15 protein-coding genes are annotated in these 16753 nt (G+C 67.2%); 14 read left to right on the forward strand and 1 reads right to left on the reverse strand.

Translation table 11 applies throughout. The annotated features are described in order from the left end of the window. Positions 1-131 precede the first annotated feature (131 nt). The 11 genes from FHS47_RS10580 (at position 132) to recO (ending at position 11773) form a co-directional block, all read left to right on the forward strand. Positions 132-608 carry a hypothetical protein gene (locus FHS47_RS10580; protein WP_167026706.1) on the forward strand — a complete coding sequence of 159 codons (477 nt, stop codon included), beginning with the start codon at positions 132-134 and terminating at the stop codon, positions 606-608. Positions 609-611: 3 nt separating this feature from the next. Then, positions 612-3143: an EAL domain-containing protein gene (locus FHS47_RS10585; RefSeq protein ID WP_167026709.1), complete on the forward strand. Its 2532-nt coding sequence runs from the start codon at positions 612-614 to the stop codon at positions 3141-3143. A 148-nt stretch (positions 3144-3291) separates the two neighbouring features. Beyond that, positions 3292-3888 carry an RNA polymerase sigma factor RpoE gene (gene rpoE / locus FHS47_RS10590; RefSeq protein WP_167026712.1) on the forward strand — a complete coding sequence of 199 codons (597 nt, stop codon included), beginning with the start codon at positions 3292-3294 and terminating at the stop codon, positions 3886-3888. After that, on the forward strand, positions 3885-4523 hold the full coding sequence (locus tag FHS47_RS10595; protein WP_167026715.1) for a sigma-E factor negative regulatory protein: 639 nt from the start codon (positions 3885-3887) through the stop codon (positions 4521-4523). The genes rpoE and FHS47_RS10595 overlap by 4 nt, the downstream gene beginning before the upstream one ends. A 115-nt stretch (positions 4524-4638) precedes the next feature. Next, complete coding sequence (locus FHS47_RS10600; RefSeq protein ID WP_167026718.1) at positions 4639-6057, forward strand: DegQ family serine endoprotease; 1419 nt, start codon at positions 4639-4641, stop codon at positions 6055-6057. A 127-nt stretch (positions 6058-6184) separates the two neighbouring features. Continuing rightward, positions 6185-7975, forward strand: a complete 1791-nt coding sequence (gene lepA, locus FHS47_RS10605) for a translation elongation factor 4 (RefSeq protein WP_167026721.1) — start codon at positions 6185-6187, stop codon at positions 7973-7975. Positions 7976-8053: 78 nt separating this feature from the next. Then, complete coding sequence (gene lepB, locus FHS47_RS10610; RefSeq protein WP_167026724.1) at positions 8054-8956, forward strand: signal peptidase I; 903 nt, start codon at positions 8054-8056, stop codon at positions 8954-8956. A gap of 136 nt (positions 8957-9092) precedes the next feature. Continuing rightward, on the forward strand, positions 9093-9467 hold the full coding sequence (locus tag FHS47_RS10615; protein ID WP_167026727.1) for a DUF4845 domain-containing protein: 375 nt from the start codon (positions 9093-9095) through the stop codon (positions 9465-9467). A gap of 9 nt (positions 9468-9476) precedes the next feature. Beyond that, positions 9477-10130 (forward strand): ribonuclease III, encoded by a 654-nt coding sequence (gene rnc, locus FHS47_RS10620; RefSeq protein WP_167026730.1) that lies wholly within the window; start codon positions 9477-9479, stop codon positions 10128-10130. Beyond that, positions 10127-11062 carry a GTPase Era gene (gene era / locus FHS47_RS10625; RefSeq protein ID WP_167026733.1) on the forward strand — a complete coding sequence of 312 codons (936 nt, stop codon included), beginning with the start codon at positions 10127-10129 and terminating at the stop codon, positions 11060-11062. The genes rnc and era overlap by 4 nt, the downstream gene beginning before the upstream one ends. Before the next feature lie 18 nt (positions 11063-11080). Further along, positions 11081-11773, forward strand: coding sequence for a DNA repair protein RecO (gene recO / locus FHS47_RS10630; protein WP_167026736.1), 693 nt, complete (start codon positions 11081-11083; stop codon positions 11771-11773). Positions 11774-11912: 139 nt separating this feature from the next. Here the strand turns inward: recO and FHS47_RS10635 are convergent, their stop codons facing one another. Then, positions 11913-12650, reverse strand: a complete 738-nt coding sequence (locus FHS47_RS10635) for a hybrid sensor histidine kinase/response regulator (RefSeq protein ID WP_167026739.1) — start codon at positions 12648-12650, stop codon at positions 11913-11915. Between the two features lie 46 nt (positions 12651-12696). Here FHS47_RS10635 and FHS47_RS10640 point away from each other — a divergent pair, with 46 nt between their 5' ends. From FHS47_RS10640 to rlmD, 3 genes are all read left to right on the forward strand, one after another. Then, positions 12697-14724, forward strand: a complete 2028-nt coding sequence (locus FHS47_RS10640; RefSeq protein ID WP_167026742.1) for a hypothetical protein — start codon at positions 12697-12699, stop codon at positions 14722-14724. Between the two features lie 14 nt (positions 14725-14738). Further along, the gene (locus FHS47_RS10645) at positions 14739-15341 is read left to right on the forward strand and encodes a YdbL family protein (protein ID WP_167026745.1); all 603 of its coding nucleotides are present in this window, start codon (positions 14739-14741) and stop codon (positions 15339-15341) included. Between the two features lie 105 nt (positions 15342-15446). After that, positions 15447-16748, forward strand: coding sequence for a 23S rRNA (uracil(1939)-C(5))-methyltransferase RlmD (gene rlmD / locus FHS47_RS10650; protein WP_167026748.1), 1302 nt, complete (start codon positions 15447-15449; stop codon positions 16746-16748). Positions 16749-16753 lie beyond the last annotated feature (5 nt).

Below are 16753 nucleotides of genomic sequence, written 5' to 3' on the forward strand. Positions count from 1 at the left end.
CACCTTACCTTTCCGCCGGGCCGAATGCGAGATACCCCGCCGTACGGTCGTCCGGGAGCGCCCGGTTCGCCGCTGGCGCAGGGACCGGCAAAGAGCGGATACTTCGCGCTCGTCAGCCGCCCGACCCCCACATGGATTCCAGCGTAGGAAACGACATCTTCGACCGCATCCTGTCGGCCTCGGGGCCGCTGGTGGCGCTCAAGACGAACGACCCGGGCCTGCTGGTGGAACAGTTCCGCCTGGTGGCGCGGCGCACCGGGCAGGCGGTGTACCTGTGGCGCCACGGCGAGGGGCTGGCGAGCCTGCGCGATGCGCAGATGCGCGTTCCCGGCTGCCAGCGACTCGGCGATGCCCTGCGCTACATCCTGCAAAGCCTCCACTTCGGGGTATACCTGCTCGACATGCCGCAGGGCGTGCCAAGCGCCACCGACGGTGCGCTTTTACGGCAACTTTCGCGCACCCAGACCGGGCATGTGCGCCGTGTGGTGCTGCTTGGCGCGAGTCCGATCCTGTTGGCCACGTTCGAAAACGACGTGGCCACCGTCGACGCCGACTGGCAGGCGCGCGCCGCGGCGCCGCGGCTGCGCGACGGCCGCTGGATCGTCTGAGCGATGGCGGTCACGGTCGAGCCCAACGGCGTACTGATCTTCACGGCGCGACGCGATGTGCGCCGCGCCGTCTTCGACGCCCTGGACAGGGAAGGCGACTTCGTCCTGCTCAGCGCGCGCGATGCCGCGCAGCTGGAAGCGCTGCTGGCCGATACGCCGCCGCTGCGCGTGGTGGTGGCCGGCGCCGACGGCACCGCCGATACCGAGCGGGGCCTGCGCATCCTGCGCAGTTCTCCGGCGTACTCGGAGTTGCCCATCGTCTACGTGGTGGACGACGTTCCGGGCGTGGCCCCGGAAGGCGCGCTCGACTGGCTTCGTGCCGGTGCCATTGCCGCGGAACTGGCTCAACGCGTGCGCGCGGCGGTCGGCGCACCCATGCCGGCGCCCTCCAGCGGTCCGGCGCGCACGGACTGGCGGTTTGCCTTCGACGCGGGAGCCGCCTGGGTCCTGGCCTCGACGCCGGACGGTTGCATTCTGGAAAGCGGCACGGCCATGCACCGCCTCTGGGCCGGCAACGGCCCCATCCAGGGGCAGCTGCTTTCCGACGTGTTTGTGCTTTCGGACGGCGCCACCTGGCCCTTGCCCGACGGCGACGGCAAGGCGTGCACGCTGCGCCGTGCGAACGGCGGCGACGTAGCCGGCGAAGTGGACGTGCGCCATATCGTCGACCAGGGCATCCATCGCATCGCCGTGGCGTTCCGCGACCTGCGCGCGGTCGACATCGCCGAGCGGGCGTTGTCCCTGCTTGCCGTCTTCGACGCGTGTCCCAGCGACGACGAAGGCATGGGCGAGGCAGCGGCCCTGCTGGCCGACGCGCTCGAACTCGACGTGGTGGCGGTGTGGTCGGCGCTGCCGGAAAGCGAAACCGGTCCCGAGGTGCTGGTGCGGGTATGGAATGGACCTGCGCCCGTGCTGTGGCCGGAACCCGCCGACGTTCCGCTGCTGAAGATCGCCCTCGGCGGCGAACCCCTCGTGCGCCTCGACGCGGAAGGCGATGCGCCCCTGGCCGACCCCCTGGTCGATGCCCTCGGCCTGCGTTCCTACGTCGTGCTTCCGCTGCTGGACGAACGGCGAAGCGTTCTGGGTGCACTGCTCGCCGGCCGCTGCCGGCCTTCCAACGACGCCCGCGTGCTCGAGCCGGCCCTGCGCGCGGCCACGGCTCGCTTCGCCTCGGCCCTCGAACTGCGTCGCGCGCGCGAACAGGGGCGGGCAAGAGGGCTCGTGGACACCCTCACGGGGCTGCCCAACCGGCTGCTCTTCAACGATCGCATGGACACCACCGTGCGCGAAGCCGAGCGCACAGGCGAATGTTTTGCCACGCTGCTGGTCGACCTCGACCGCTTCAAGGGCATCAACGAGACGCTGGGCCACGCCGTGGGCGACCAGGTGCTGACCTCGGTCGCGAAGCGCCTTCGCGCCAGCGTGCGCGCGTCGGACACGGTCGCCCGCTACGCCGGGGACGAATTCACCCTGATCCTGCGGCACATCGTGAAGCGCGACGACGTGCTGCGCATCGCCGAGAAGATCGTGCAGGCCATGGAGTTGCCGTTGTCGCTGGACGACGGCTCCGAACTCCAGGTGACCATCTCCGTCGGCATTTCGTTCTTCCCCGACGATGCCGTGGAAGGCGAGCTGCTGCTGCGCCATGCCGACGAGGCCATGTACGGCGCGAAGAGCCTCGGCCGCAACAATTACCAGGTGTACGCCGCCAACGTCGACGCCGCCCAACAGCAGCAGGCGGAACTGAAGGTGCGCTTGCGGCATGCGGTGCGCAACGACGAGCTACGCGTGTTCTACCAACCGCAGGTGGAGGCGACCAGCGAAGACATCGTGGGCATGGAAGCGCTGGTGCGCTGGGAACATCCCGAACTGGGAATGATCAGTCCGGGCTTCTTCATTCCGCTGGCGGAAGCCAGCGGGCTTATCGTGCCCATTGGCGAGTGGGTGCTGCGGACGGCCTGCGCGCAGGCGAAGGCCTGGGAAGACCGGTTCGGGCTGGGCCTTCGTCTTGGCGTGAACCTGTCGGCGGTGCAGCTCATGCAGCCGAACCTGGCCGTCGTGGTCGCCAACGCGCTTCGCGATACCGGCCTGGCGCCGGACCAGCTCGAACTGGAAGTCACCGAAAGCATCAGCGTAAAGACGGTGCCGCACCTCGTGGAAACGCTGGATGCGCTGCACGCGATGGGATGCCGCATCGCCATCGACGACTTCGGCACCGGCGCGGCATCGCTCGACTACCTGCGGCGCCTGCCCGCCGACCGCATCAAGATCGACCAGAGCTTCGTGCGGAATATCGGCGTCGATCCCGACGACGAGGCTATCGTCCGTGCCACCATCGACATGGCCCACCGCCTCAAGCGTGGCGTGGTGGCGGAGGGCGTGGAGATCGAGCAACACCTCGAATTCCTCCGCGCCAACGGCTGCGACGAACTGCAGGGCTATCTTTTCTGCAGGCCACTGCCCACCGCCACGTTCGAGAAGCTGCTCAGCGAACGCGAGCGGCTGGTGAGCGAGGGGCGGGCCGTTTCGGCATGACAACCCCGCCACCTTGAGGTCGGGCGCCGCGCCCCGCATAGTTCCATGGCTGCGAACAAGCGCGCCGGCGTGACTGAACTTGCGCCGCCCTGGCTTGTCTCAGCTGCGCCCGCGACTGGCCCCGATAAGAGTTAAGGAGACGGCCCGGATGGGCGAAAACGAACTGGATCAAGCACTTGTCGAGCGCGTGCAGCAAGGGGATCGCCGCGCATTCGACTTGCTTGTCCGCAAGTACCAGCACAAGGTGGTGGCGCTGATCTCCCGATACGTGCACGACTGGACCGAATGCGAGGACATCGCGCAGGAGGCCTTCGTGCGCGCGTGGCGCGCCCTCGGCTCCTTCCGTGGCGAGAGCGCTTTCTACACCTGGCTGTACAAGATCGCCGTCAATACGGCGAAGAACCACCTGGTCGCCATGGGCCGCCGTCCGCCCACCGGCGACATCGACGTCGAGGATGCCGTTTACGTGCCCGGGGCCACCCGCATGCACGAAAGTGCCACCCCCGAGCGCGAAATGATGCGGGAACAGGTGGAACAAACGGTGTTTTCCACTGTCCAAGCCCTGCCTGAGGAACTTCGGGTCGCGATCACCCTGCGCGAGGTGGAAGGCAAAAGCTACGAGGAAATTGCCTCCATCATGGACTGTCCCATCGGTACCGTCCGTTCGCGTATCTTCCGGGCCCGCGAAGCCATCGACCAGAAACTGCGGCCGCTGTTGTCCGACCGCGAGGATCACAACCCATGAGCGAAGCCAATCGGGAAATTCTCTCTGCCGGCATGGACGGAGAGCTGTCACGGGAGGAAATCCGCTTCCTGCTGCGACGGCTCGAAGCCGATCCGGTCCTCGCCGATACCTGGGCCCGTTTCCACGTGGCCCGCGACGGCCTGCGCCGGCAGGGCGCCCCGCTGGTGTCCGGTGACTTCGCCAGCCGGGTCATGGACGCCATCGAATCCGAGCCCGCCGTTGCCACCACATCGCGTCGCCGCTGGCTGCACTGGTCGGCCGGTGGCGCCATCGCCGCCAGCGTCGCCGTTGCGGCCCTCATGCTTTCCCAGCCGGCCGGCAATCGTTCGGCGACGCCGGATGTCGCTCAGCGCGCCTCGCTCGAGGACGCCCAGGTGGCCAGCGTGCCCGCAGCCCAGGCCGCGGCGCCGGTCGCCCCTCAATGGCTCAGCGGCAACATGGCTTCCCGGTTCACGCAGAAGGCGGCATTCGACAGCTCGAGCGCAGCCGGGGCCGAGGCCTACCTGCCGCGTTCCACGCCCTATCAGATTCATCGTGCCCGGGCCGCCTCGGCGCCGGAAGACAACGGTTACATGCTGCTGATCCGTCCCGACGGCAGTCGCTATGTGCAGCCGGTAGCGGCGCAGGCTCGCTGAGCCGCGGTTCGTGACCGCGCGCCGCCCATCGCCGGCGCGCCTTTCCCTCGATTCGTAACAGTCCGCGCGGTCAACCCGCGCGGGCAGCCGTGGTTAGATAAAAAGGAGGAAATCGATGGCTCTCTGGCATGTACGCGCACTGCTCGGTGGCGCGCTGGTTGTGGCAAGCGCGGGTGCGCAGGCGCAAACCCTTCCGGACTTCACCGGTGTCGTGGAAAAGTACGCCCCGGCCGTGGTCCATGTCGAAGCGAAGACCACGGGCACGGCCCGTAAATCGCGCGGCGGGCCGGGTGACATGCCCGACGATCAGGAAGAATTGCTCCGGCGCTTCTTCGGCATGCCGGGCATGCCGATGCAGCCGCGCGATCGCACGTCGCTCGGCTCCGGGTTCATCATTTCGGGCGACGGCTACATCCTCACCAACGACCATGTGGTCGACGACGCCGACGAGGTGAAGATCCGCCTGCAGGACCGCCGGACCTTCACCGCGAAGGTGGTGGGCAAGGACCCGCAGTACGACATCGCCCTGCTGAAGATCGACGGCAAGTCGCTGCCGACCGTCACCATCGGCGATTCGCGCACGGTCAAGCGCGGCCAGTGGGCCCTGGCCATCGGCTCGCCGTTCGGTCTCGACGCCACCGTGACCCACGGCATCATCAGCGCCGTCGGCCGCAACCTGGGCAGCGGCGACCAGCCGTATACCTCGTTCATCCAGACCGACGTGCCGATCAATCGCGGCAATTCCGGCGGCCCGCTGTTCAACCTGCAGGGCCAGGTCATCGGCATCAACTCGCAGATTTATTCCACCTCGGGCGGTTACCAGGGCCTGTCGTTCTCGATCCCCATCGACGTGGCGATGAACGTCGTGCAGCAGATCAAGGACAAGGGCTACGTGTCGCGCGGCATGCTCGGCGTCACCGTGCAGCCGGTGGACCAGTTCGTTAAGAATCTCGACCTTCCGGACGCGAACGGCGCACTGGTCGCCCAGGTCACCCCCGGGAGCGGTGCAGACAAGGCCGGCCTGAAGCAGGGCGACGTCATCCTCTCCTTCAACGGTACGCCCATCACCTCGTCGCCCGACCTGCCGCCGCTCGTCGGCCTGACGAAGCCGGGCTCCATCGCCAAGGTGGAAATCCTCCGCGACCACAAGAAGCAGACCGTCGACGTCAAGGTGGGCGAGATGCCCCGCGACAAGAGCGGGCAGTCCGCATCGTCCGACGACGGCGAAGGCGCGGGTGGATCGGCGGCGGCGCTGGGCATGTCCGTGGAAGACATCGACGCCTCGGCCCGCTCGGAACTCGGCCTCAAGGCCGGGGAGGGTGTGGTGGTGAGCCGGATCAGCGGCAGCGCGGCCGCCAGCGCCGGCCTTCGTCCGGGCGACGTGATCCTGATGGTGAACCAGAAACGCGTGGGCAGCTCGGCGGCGTTCCGCGCGGCGGTCAAGGGCCTGAAGCCCGGCGATACCGCCATGTTGCTGGTGCGGCGGGACGACTCCACCCGCTTCGTCGGCGTCACCGTGCCCGGCGACCGCTGAGGTTCCGGCCGGCCGCCGCTCGGCGGTGGCCGGTCTTCCATGCGATAATGCAGGATTCGCGCCGGCCGAATGGGCCGGCGCGCGTCGTTCGCGCCGCGAGCGATGGTGAACGTGACCACGGCGCTCCATGGAACTCATCCGCAACTTCTCCATCATTGCCCACATCGACCACGGCAAGTCGACCCTGGCCGACCGCATCATCCAGTTGTGCGGGGGACTGTCCGAGCGCGAAATGGAAGCGCAGGTCCTGGACAACAATCCGATCGAGCGCGAGCGCGGCATCACCATCAAGGCGCAGTCCGTGTCGCTGCCGTACAAGGCGCGCGACGGCAAGACCTACCAGCTGAATTTCATCGACACCCCCGGCCACGTCGACTTCTCCTATGAAGTGAGCCGATCGCTCTCGGCCTGCGAAGGCGCGCTGCTGGTGGTCGACGCCGCCCAGGGCGTCGAGGCGCAGTCGGTCGCCAACTGCTACACGGCCATCGAGCAGGGCCTGGAAGTCATTCCGGTGCTCAACAAGATCGACCTGCCCACGGCGGACATCGAAAAGGCCAAGGCCGAGATCGAGGCCGTGATCGGCCTCGACGCCAGCGACGCGATTCCGGTCAGCGCGAAGACGGGCCAGAACGTCATCGAGGTGCTGGAGGCGATCATCCATCGCATCCCGCCGCCAAAGCCGCGCGACACCGACAAGCTGCAGGCGCTGATCATCGACTCCTGGTTCGACAACTACCTCGGCGTGGTGTCGCTCGTGCGCGTGATGCAGGGCGAGATCAAGCCGGGCGACAAGATCCTGGTCATGTCCACCGGCCGCACGCATCTTGTCGACGACGTGGGCGTGTTCACGCCGAAGCGCAAGAAGCTCGAGCGCCTGGCGGCGGGCGAGGTGGGCTGGATCAACGCATCGATCAAGGACGTGCACGGCGCACCCGTGGGCGACACGCTCACGCACGCCGGCAAGCCGGCGGAAGAACCGCTGCCCGGTTTCCAGACGATGCAGCCACGCGTGTTCGCCGGCCTGTTCCCCGTGTCCGCCGACGACTATCCGGCGCTGCGCGAAGCGCTGGACAAGCTGCGGCTGAACGACGCGGCGATGTTCTTCGAACCGGAAAGCTCCGAGGCCATGGGCTTCGGCTTCCGCTGCGGGTTCCTGGGAATGCTGCACATGGAAATCGTGCAGGAGCGCCTGGAGCGCGAATACGACCTCGACCTCATCACGACGGCGCCGACCGTGGTCTACGAAGTGGCCAAGACCGACGGCACCGTGCTGCAGATGGACAACCCGGCCAAGCTGCCTCCGCCGCAGCAGATCGCCGAGATCCGCGAACCGATCATCGTCGCCAACATCCTCACGCCCGGCGAATACGTGGGCAACGTCATCAAGCTTTGCGAAGAAAAGCGCGGCGTGCAGCGTTCCATCCAGTACCTGGCTACCCAGGTGCAGGTGACCTACGAGCTGCCCCTGGCGGAGGTGGTGCTCGACTTCTTCGACCGGCTGAAATCGGTGTCCCGTGGTTATGCCTCGATGGATTACCACATGGACCGCTTCGATGCCGGCCCGTTCGTGCGCGTGGACGTGCTGATCAACGGCGATCGCGTGGATGCCCTCAGCCTCATCGTGCATCGCTCGCATGCCGAGCGGCGTGGCAGGGAACTCGTGGAGCGGATGAAGGACCTCATCCCCCGCCAGCAGTTCGACGTGGCCATCCAGGCGGCGATCGGGGCGGCCATCATCGCCCGCTCGACAGTGAAGGCCCTGCGCAAGAACGTGCTTGCGAAGTGCTACGGCGGCGACGTCTCGCGCAAGAAGAAGCTGCTCGAGAAACAGAAAGAAGGCAAGAAGCGCATGAAGCAGGTCGGCAGCGTGGAAATTCCCCAGGAAGCCTTCCTGGCGGTCCTGAAAGTGGACAAGTGACCTCTGACCTATGGAACCCCGGCGCCGGATGCGCCGGAATGGGCCTCGCGGCCCCTCGATACGACTAACGGAGTTGGCATGGCGGCATTCGATTTTTCGGCGATCCTTCTCGGCCTCACGGTCCTCTTCGGGCTGGTGTGGCTGTTCGATCGCCTCTTCCTGGCGAAGGCGCGCCGCGCCCGCGCGGAGGCCTCCGGCACGGAGCAGCCCGAACCCTGGCCGGTGGACTGGGCCAGGTCGCTGTTCCCGGTGATTTTGGTGGTGCTGATCCTGCGCTCGTTCGTTGCCGAGCCGTTCCGCATCCCGTCCGGCTCGATGATGCCCACGCTGGACGTGGGCGACTTCATCCTGGTGAACAAGTTCGCCTACGGCCTGCGCATGCCGGCCTTCAACAACAAGCTGGTGGAAAACGGCGAACCCCGGCGCGGCGACGTCGTCGTCTTCCGCTTCCCCGGCTTCCTCTGCAAGGACGAAAACGGCGACATCGTCCGCAGCGGCGATCTCAGCTGCCAGAACCCCCATGCGCCCGTGCCCAGCGAGAACTGGATCAAGCGCGTGATCGGTCTTCCCGGCGACCGCATCGAGACCCGCGGCAGCGAGCTCTACATCAACGGCGAGCGCGTCGGCGCCGACGAGATCGGCCCCTTCAAGGGCAGCATGACCCGGCCGGAAGACCGCCTGCTGATGACCTTCGGCTCGAAGCTGTACACCGAGCACCTGGGCAGCATCAACCACACCATCGCACTGACGCCCGCCTTCAACATGCCGCAGGACATCCCCAACGAGGTGGTGCCTTCGGAAGTGCCGAAGGGCTGCTACATCGTCATGGGCGACAACCGGATGAACAGCACGGACAGCCGCTGGTGGGGCTGCATGCCCGAGAAGAACCTGGTCGGCAAGGCGTTCTTCGTGTGGCTGGCGTGGCGCGGCCCGGGCAACGGCTGGCTCGACTTCTCCAAGATGGGCAAGGTCATTCATTGACCGAACGGTGGCCCCGGTCACGCCGAAAGGCGTTGCGGTTGCCTCCGGACAAGGTAATCTCCGCTGCGGGGCGCGTATGGCGCCCCGCACGCATTCGTCTCGACAGGGGAACCGCCACGGCGGCGAGGACACGACCATGAAATCCAGACAACAGGGCATTACCCTCATCGGCTTCGCCATCGTGCTGCTGGTGCTCGGCTTTTTCGCATTCATGGCCATGAAGCTCGTGCCGTCCTACATCGAGTACTTCGGGGTGAAGAAGGCCATGAGCCAGATGGCCACGAGCGGAAACGCCCAGGACCTGGACAGCCTTCGCCGCGAACTCATCTTCAAGATGGGCTTCCAGTACGTGGACGACGCCACCATCCAGCCCAAGGACATCACCCTCGATCGCGCCAACAACGGCGCGGTGCTGCATGTCGAGTACGACAAACAGATTCCCTTCATCTACAACATCGACTTCCTCCTGCATTTCGAAAACTCGGTGCAGTTGAGGAATGCGTCCATGTAACGAGCGATCGTGCCGTTTCCCCATTCCTTCCGTAATCCCGACCTCGCGACCCTGGCTCTGACCCACCGCAGCGCCGGGAAACCGAACAACGAGCGCCTGGAGTTCCTCGGCGACGCCCTGCTGGGTGCCACCGTGGCGGAACTGCTGTTCGAGGCCCATCCGAATGCCAGCGAGGGCGAGCTGTCGCGGCTGCGTGCGCAGCTGGTCAACGGCCAGGCCCTGGCTGTCATCGCCCGCGAACTGGAACTGGGGGACGCCCTGAAGCTCGGCCCGGGGGAACTGAAGAGCGGCGGTTTCCGTCGCGACTCCATCCTGGCCGATGCCTTTGAGGCCCTCGTGGCCGCCGTCTACCTGGACGACGGCTACGACGCGTGCCGCCAGGTCGTGCGCAGGCTGTTCACGTCGCGCGTGGCAGAAATCAAGCGCTCCAGCAAGGACGCCAAAACCCGTTTGCAGGAATGGCTGCAGGGCAGGGGCATGGCGCTGCCCGTCTACGAACTCACCGGCAGCTACGGCGAAGACCACGCGAAGGTCTTCGACGTCAGCTGTTCCATCGACGAGCCCGAGCCGATTCGCGTCGAAGGACGCGGTGGCAGCAGGCGCGCCGCCGAGCAGGATGCAGCCGAAGCGATACTTCGCCGCCTGCTGGAAACCAAGAAATGAACGACATCGAATCCAACGAAAACGAAGACACCCTGGTCGACGACGATTTCCGCTGCGGGTACGTGGCGCTCGTGGGGCGGCCCAACGTGGGCAAGTCCACGCTGCTCAACGCGCTCATCGGCGTGCGCCTCAGCATCGTCAGCCATCGTCCGCAAACCACGCGTCACCGCATCCTGGGCATTTCCAGCAAGCCGCAGGGGCAGATCCTCTACGTGGACACCCCGGGCCTGCATCGCGGCGGCAAGCGTGCGATGAATCGAAGCCTGAATCGCGCCGCGCGTGCGGCGATCACCGAGGTGGACCTGGCGGTGCAGGTGATCGAAGCCGGTCGCTGGACCGACGAGGACATGACCATGTATTCCGCCCTGGCGGAACAGAAGGACATGCCGAAGCTGCTGGCGATCAACAAGGTCGACCTGCAGAAAGACAAGACCGCCATGCTGCCTTTCGTCGCCGACCTGATGCAGAAGCATCCCTTCGACGACGTGTATTACGTGAGCGCCCTGAAATCGAAGGGCCTTGCCGGCCTGGAGAAAGGCATCCTGAAACGCCTGCCCGAGCAGCCGGCGATCTACGGCGAAGACGAGATCACCGACCGCAGCGAGCGCTTCCTCGCGGCGGAAATGGTGCGCGAACAGCTCATGCTCCGGCTCGACCAGGAACTGCCTTACGCCACCACCGTGGAAATCGAGCGCTTCGAGGACCGTCCCGACGGCGTGGCCGAGATCCACGCCGTGATCTGGGTGGAGCGCGACGGCCAGAAGGCCATCGTGATCGGCAACGCGGGCGCGCAGCTCAAGGCCATCGGTACCTCCGCGCGCAAGCAAATGGAAAACCTCTTCGAGCGAAAGGTGTTCCTCAAGCTGTGGGTCAAGGTTCGCGAAGGCTGGGCCGACGATGAGAACCTGCTCAAGCGTTTCGGTTACGAGTAAGCCCTTCGGGCGCCGCTCATGCGCGTCGAACAACAGCCTGCCTTCGTCCTGCACGCCCGGCCCTACCGGGAAACCTCGCTGCTGATCGAATGCCTGACGCGCGACCACGGCCGCATCGGCGTGGTCGCCCGCGGTGTGCGCAAGGAGCGGGCCCGCCTGCAACGCGCGCAGCTCGAGCCCTTCCAGCGCGTGGAGCTGGATCTGTTGATGCGTGGCGAGCTGGCGACCCTGCGCGCGGCCGAGCCAAGCGGCGCGGTGCTGCGCCTCGTGGGCGACGCCGGGCTGGCTGGCCTTTACCTCAATGAACTGGTCGTGCGCCTCACCGGCAGGCAGGACCCGAACCCGGAACTGTTCGCGCTCTACGAGCTGGCCTTGCAGCGCATGGCCGCACGCGAACCGCTGGCGTGGACGCTGCGCCGGTTCGAGCGCGACATGCTCGACGCCCTGGGCTACGCCCTGCAACTGGATGCCGACGCGCTGGATGGGGAACCGCTGGACCCGGCAGCCACATACTTCTACGACCCCGAATCGGGGCCCATGCCCGGCCGTGCGGGCGATCCCCGCGCGATTCGCGGCGCCGACCTCCTGGCCCTCGCGCAGGACATGGCCCCCGACACGGCGGGGTTGGCGTCGTTGCGTCGCATGATGCGCCAGGTGATCGCCTTCCACCTCGGCGGCGGCGAACTGCGCGCCTGGCGTGTCTTGCGGTAAGTGCCTCGTCGCGGAAACCGGTATGCCGATGCTCTTTGTGGGAGCCGGCTACGCCGGCGATCCCGCGGCAGCGGGCACGTCCGCCGCGAGCGCCCATCGCCGCCGAAGCGGCTCCCACAAAGAGCGGCGCCGCTAAGTCCTATCCCGTCGCAGACAACGCAGCCAGTGTCGCGTCGAGTTCCGCGCGGAAACGGGCGAGGGCGTCGGGCACGACGATGCGCGTTTCGCGCACATGGCCTTGCAGCACCTTCGCCTGGGCCCCGAGCCGCGCGGCGCCGCAGAATCCGCAAGCCGAGCGCAGGCGGTGCAGGCGTTCCACCAGTTCGGCGGGGTCGTCGACCAAGCTGCCCAGAGCGCCCGAAAGATCCACCAGTTCCGCGCGGAGCAGCTGGCGCAGCGCCTGCATGGTGTGCGGATCGCCGGTAGCGGTGAGGCCGGCGGCGTCGTCCAGGATGCGCGTGCCGTCGTCCAGCCCCAGGGTGGCTGCCAGCGCGTCGACCAGCGAAGCGACACGGCACGGTTTCTCGATGACGCCGGCGAAGCCGGCGGAAAGGAGCGACGCGCGCAACGGTGCCGGCACCTCGGCGCTCGTGGCCAGCGCGGTAGCTGCGTTCGATGCAGCGGCGGGATCGGCGCGCAGCGCCTTCAGTACCTCCATTGCGCCCGCCCGCGGCATCCGGCAATCCAGCAGCAGCGCGTCGAAACGCCGGCTTTGCGCCATCTCCAACGCCTCGGTGCCGTCCTGGGCCAGCGCCACGATGTAGCCGTGGGCAGCGAGCGCCCCGGCGAGGAATTGCCGCGTGGAGGGGTCGTCGTCGGCGACCAGCAGATGCCGTTCGCCGCTCGGACGAAGCGGGCCGTGAGGGTCCTGCGACATAGTAACGTTCCGTGTCGTTCATCTGGATTTGGCAGAATGGACGAGCATGCTTGCCGTATCAACCCGCATCTTCGCGCTGATCCTCGTTGCCCTGACCGCGATGGCCGCGGCAGAAGGCGCGCGTGCGGGCGTGTCGGTCGAAGCCGACACGCTGTCCATTCCGGGAATGGCGATGAACGGCATGAAGGCGGACATCGAGCCGGCCGCCGACGGCAAGGGCCTCGACGTCACGCTGTCCGCCGACCGCGCCGACGTGCCTTCCCTGGGCTGGCGCAAGCTCGGCCTGCGCCTCGAGGGTACCCTCGACCGCGACGAGTTGGGGCGATGGGTTTTCGACGGCAGCGTGAAGCTGCGCGGGGCGCCCGGCGGGGCGCTTGGAAACGCCGCCGTACGCGTCGTGGCGGACCAGGCGGCGAACACGCTGGAGGTGTCGCTCAGCCAAGACAAGGCCCAGGCGCGCGTGGCTCTGCCCATGGATCAGACCAGCCATGCGCAGATCACGCTGGCCGGCCTGCCGGCCGGTTGGCTGCAGGGGCTGCTGTCGACGGTGTGGTCGGGGCGTGCCACCGCCGGACGCGTGGATGCGGACCTCGCCCTCGACGTGCTCGAAAGCGGTGTGCAGGCATCGGGCCAGTTCTCGCTCGCCGGCGTGGGTTTCGACGGTCCGGGCGGGAAGCTGGCCGGGCAGGGCATGTCGGGCTCCGGTCGTCTGGGCATCGACAGCCAGGCCGACGGCGCCTCGGTGGACCTCGACGCCACCCTGCGTGGCGGGGATGTCCTGTTGGGGCCGCTGTATGCCCGCTTGCCCGACCACGCGGTGCAATTGTCGCTGGGCGCTCGCACGAAGAAGGGCGAACTGGCGATCCACCGCCTACGACTCACCGATCCCGATGCCTTGCAACTCGAGGGCGAACTCGGTTTCGCCGCGAACGGCGACCTCAGCCAGTTGCGCCTGGACCGCATCAACGGACGCTTCCCGGCGGCTTACACCCGTTATGGAAAGGGACTTCTGCAATCCTTCGGGGTGGATCAGCTGGACGCGCGCGGCGACCTGGCCGGCCATATGGTCATGGAAGGCGGCGCGCTGAAAGCGTTCGCCCTGCAAACGGCCGGTTTGGACCTGAAGCTCGGCGACGGGCACCTCGGCGTCGATGGCCTGCATGGTGCCATCGACTGGAGCGCCACGGAAAATCGTCCGCCCACCCGATTGGGCTGGCGCGGCTTGCGTTTCTATCGCATTCCCAACGGAGCCGCCGAATCCTCCTGGCGAAGCTCGGGGGGCGTGCTGAAGCTGGAGAAACCCTTCGCCATTCCCGTGCTCGACGGGCAACTCCGCGTGCTCGGTCTCAGCCTGCGCCCCGGCGCCGCCACGGGCGAACGGTTGCAGACGTCGCTGGCGCTGACCGAGATCGACATGGCCGCGTTCTGCCGCGCCCTGGGCTGGCCCGAGTTCCAGGGCAAACTCGGTGGGGCCGTGCCGTCGCTGCGCTTCGTGGACGACCGGATCGAACTCGGCGGCGGCCTCTCCATCAATGTGTTCGACGGGTTCGTGGACATCACCGGCATGACCCTCGCGCAGCCGTTCGGTGCGGCGCCGGTGCTCACGGGCGATGTCGCGCTTCGTCGTCTCGACCTCGCCCTGCTCACCTCGGTGTTCGATTTCGGCAGCATGACCGGCCGCCTCCATGGCAGCATCGACGACATCCGCCTGGTGGCCTGGGCGCCCACGGCGTTCAAGGCTAGCCTTATCGCCGACGAAGGCGGCCGGATCAGCCAGAAGGCCGTGAACAGCCTCACCTCGGTAGGTGGGGGTGGCATCGCAGGTGGGTTGCAAGGCACCGTGCTGAAGCTGTTCAAGACCTTCGGCTACAAGCGGGTCGGGCTGAGTTGCACGCTCAAGGGCGATGTCTGCAGCATGGGCGGGCTCGGTCCCGCGAAGGACGGCTACTCTATCGTGGAGGGCAGCGGGTTGCCGCGCCTCAACGTGGTTGGGCACCAGCGAGAGGTCGACTGGCCGACCCTGGTTCGTCGCCTGAAGGCTGCCACCGAGGGCGACGGCCCCGTCGTCCGCTGAAGGAGAAAGGAAGTATGCGCAAGCCATTGATATTCATCACGACGCTGGCCCTGGCCCTGGTAGGGTGCGTCACCATCAACGTGTATTTCCCCGAAGCGGCCGCGCAGAAGGCCGCCGACCAGTTCATCGGCAACGTGCTCGAGGACAGCGGCGTCGGCAAGCCCGCCACGGGCAGCGACGCCAAGCCCGCGCCGCCGCCGGCGAAGCAGCCTTCCGCATCGCTGCTCGATCTGGTGATTCCGGCCGCGCAAGCGGCCGAGACTCCGGACATTCGCATCAGCACGCCGGAAACCGAAGCCATCCGCGCACGCATGACCGCGCGCTTCGGCGGCCAGTTGAAGGCCCTTTTCGCCAGCGGTGCCGTGGGTTTCACCAGCGACGGCCTCGTGGCCGTGCGCGACGCCTCGGCGTTGCCCCTCGACCAGCGCGCGCAGGCCAACAACCTCCTGCGCGACGAGAACAACGACCGTGATGCCTTGTATCGCGCGGTAGCCGTCGCCAACGGCCATCCGGAATGGGAGCCGCAGATCCGCAAGACCTTCGCCGAGGGCTGGGTCCAGCGGGCGCCGTCGGGCTGGTATTATCGGGATGCCTCGGGCGCCTGGAAGCGCAAGTAAGGCAAATCCCTGCTGATTCCGTGGGAAGCGCGCTGGCGCGCGAATGGGGCTTGCAGCGAGCCCATTCGCGCGCCAGCGCGCTTCCCACATCACGTTTTTGAGCGCATGACCGAATTCGAAGCCACCATCACCGACCTCAGCCACGACGGCCGGGGCGTCGCCCGCATCGACAACAAGGCCACCTTCGTTTCCGGCGCGTTGCCGGGCGAGCGCGTGCTGCTGAAGTACCGCAAGCGCCACCGCAATTACGACGACGCCGAGGTGGTCAGCGTCATCGAGGCATCGCCTGACCGGGTCGAACCCGTCTGCCGGCACTTCGGCCAGTGCAGCGGCTGCTCGCTGCAGCACCTGGCGCCGGCCGCGCAGATCGCCGCCAAGCAACGTGTGCTCGCCGAGAACTTCGAGCGCATCGGCAAGGTCACGCCGGAAACCTGGTTGCCACCGCTGGTGGACCAGGCCTGGGGCTATCGCCGGAAGGGCCGGTTCTCCGTTCGTTACGTGGCGAAGAAGGAGCGCGTGCTGGTCGGTTTCCGCGAGGAGTCCAACCCGCGCTTCGTGGCCGACATCGAGGTGTGTGACGTCATCCATCCTGCCCTCGGCCCGAAGGTGGGTCTGCTGGCCACGCTGATCGGCGGGCTCGACGCGGCGCGCGACATTCCTCAGGTGGAATTCGCCGCCGGTGACGACACCGTCGCTCTGGTTTTCCGTCACCTGTCGCCGCTGTCGGAACGCGATCGCGCAGCGCTGACCGAATTCGGCAAGGCGCACGGGCTGGCCATCTACCTGCAACCGGGCAACCACAGCAGCGTGCATCCGCTGTGGCCGGAAGCCCCCCGGCTCTCGTTCGCCATTCCGGCGGAGAACGTGGAACTCGATTTCCTGCCGCTCGATTTCGTGCAGGTGAACGCAGGCATGAACCAGCGGATGCTTGCGCGCACCCTCGAACTCCTGGACCTGCAGCCGGGCGATCGCGTGCTCGATCTGTTCTGCGGCCTCGGCAACTTCACCCTGCCTATCGCCCGCCATGCGGCCGAGGTGGTGGGCGTGGAGGGCGAACATGGGCTGGTGGAGCGCGCGGCCGCCAACGCCGCGCGGAACGGCCTGGGCAACGCCACGTTCCGTGTCGCCAACCTGTTCGACGACCAGCGTGCCGAACCCTGGGCCACGCAGGCATGGGACAAGATCCTGCTCGACCCGCCGCGTGCCGGCGCGGACAAGGTGCTGGAATACCTGCCGCGCAAGGGCACCCAGCGGATCGTGTACGTGTCGTGCCATCCGGGGTCGCTGGCCCGCGACGCGGGTATCCTCGTCGAGAAGCACGGGTTCCGGCTCGTGTCCGCTGGCGTGATGGACATGTTTCCCCATACCGCGCACGTCGAATCCATCGCGCTGTTCGAGCGCGGCTGAACGAA

Source organism: Luteibacter sp. SG786, from assembly GCF_011759605.1.
Classification (GTDB): Bacteria; Pseudomonadota; Gammaproteobacteria; order Xanthomonadales; family Rhodanobacteraceae; genus Luteibacter.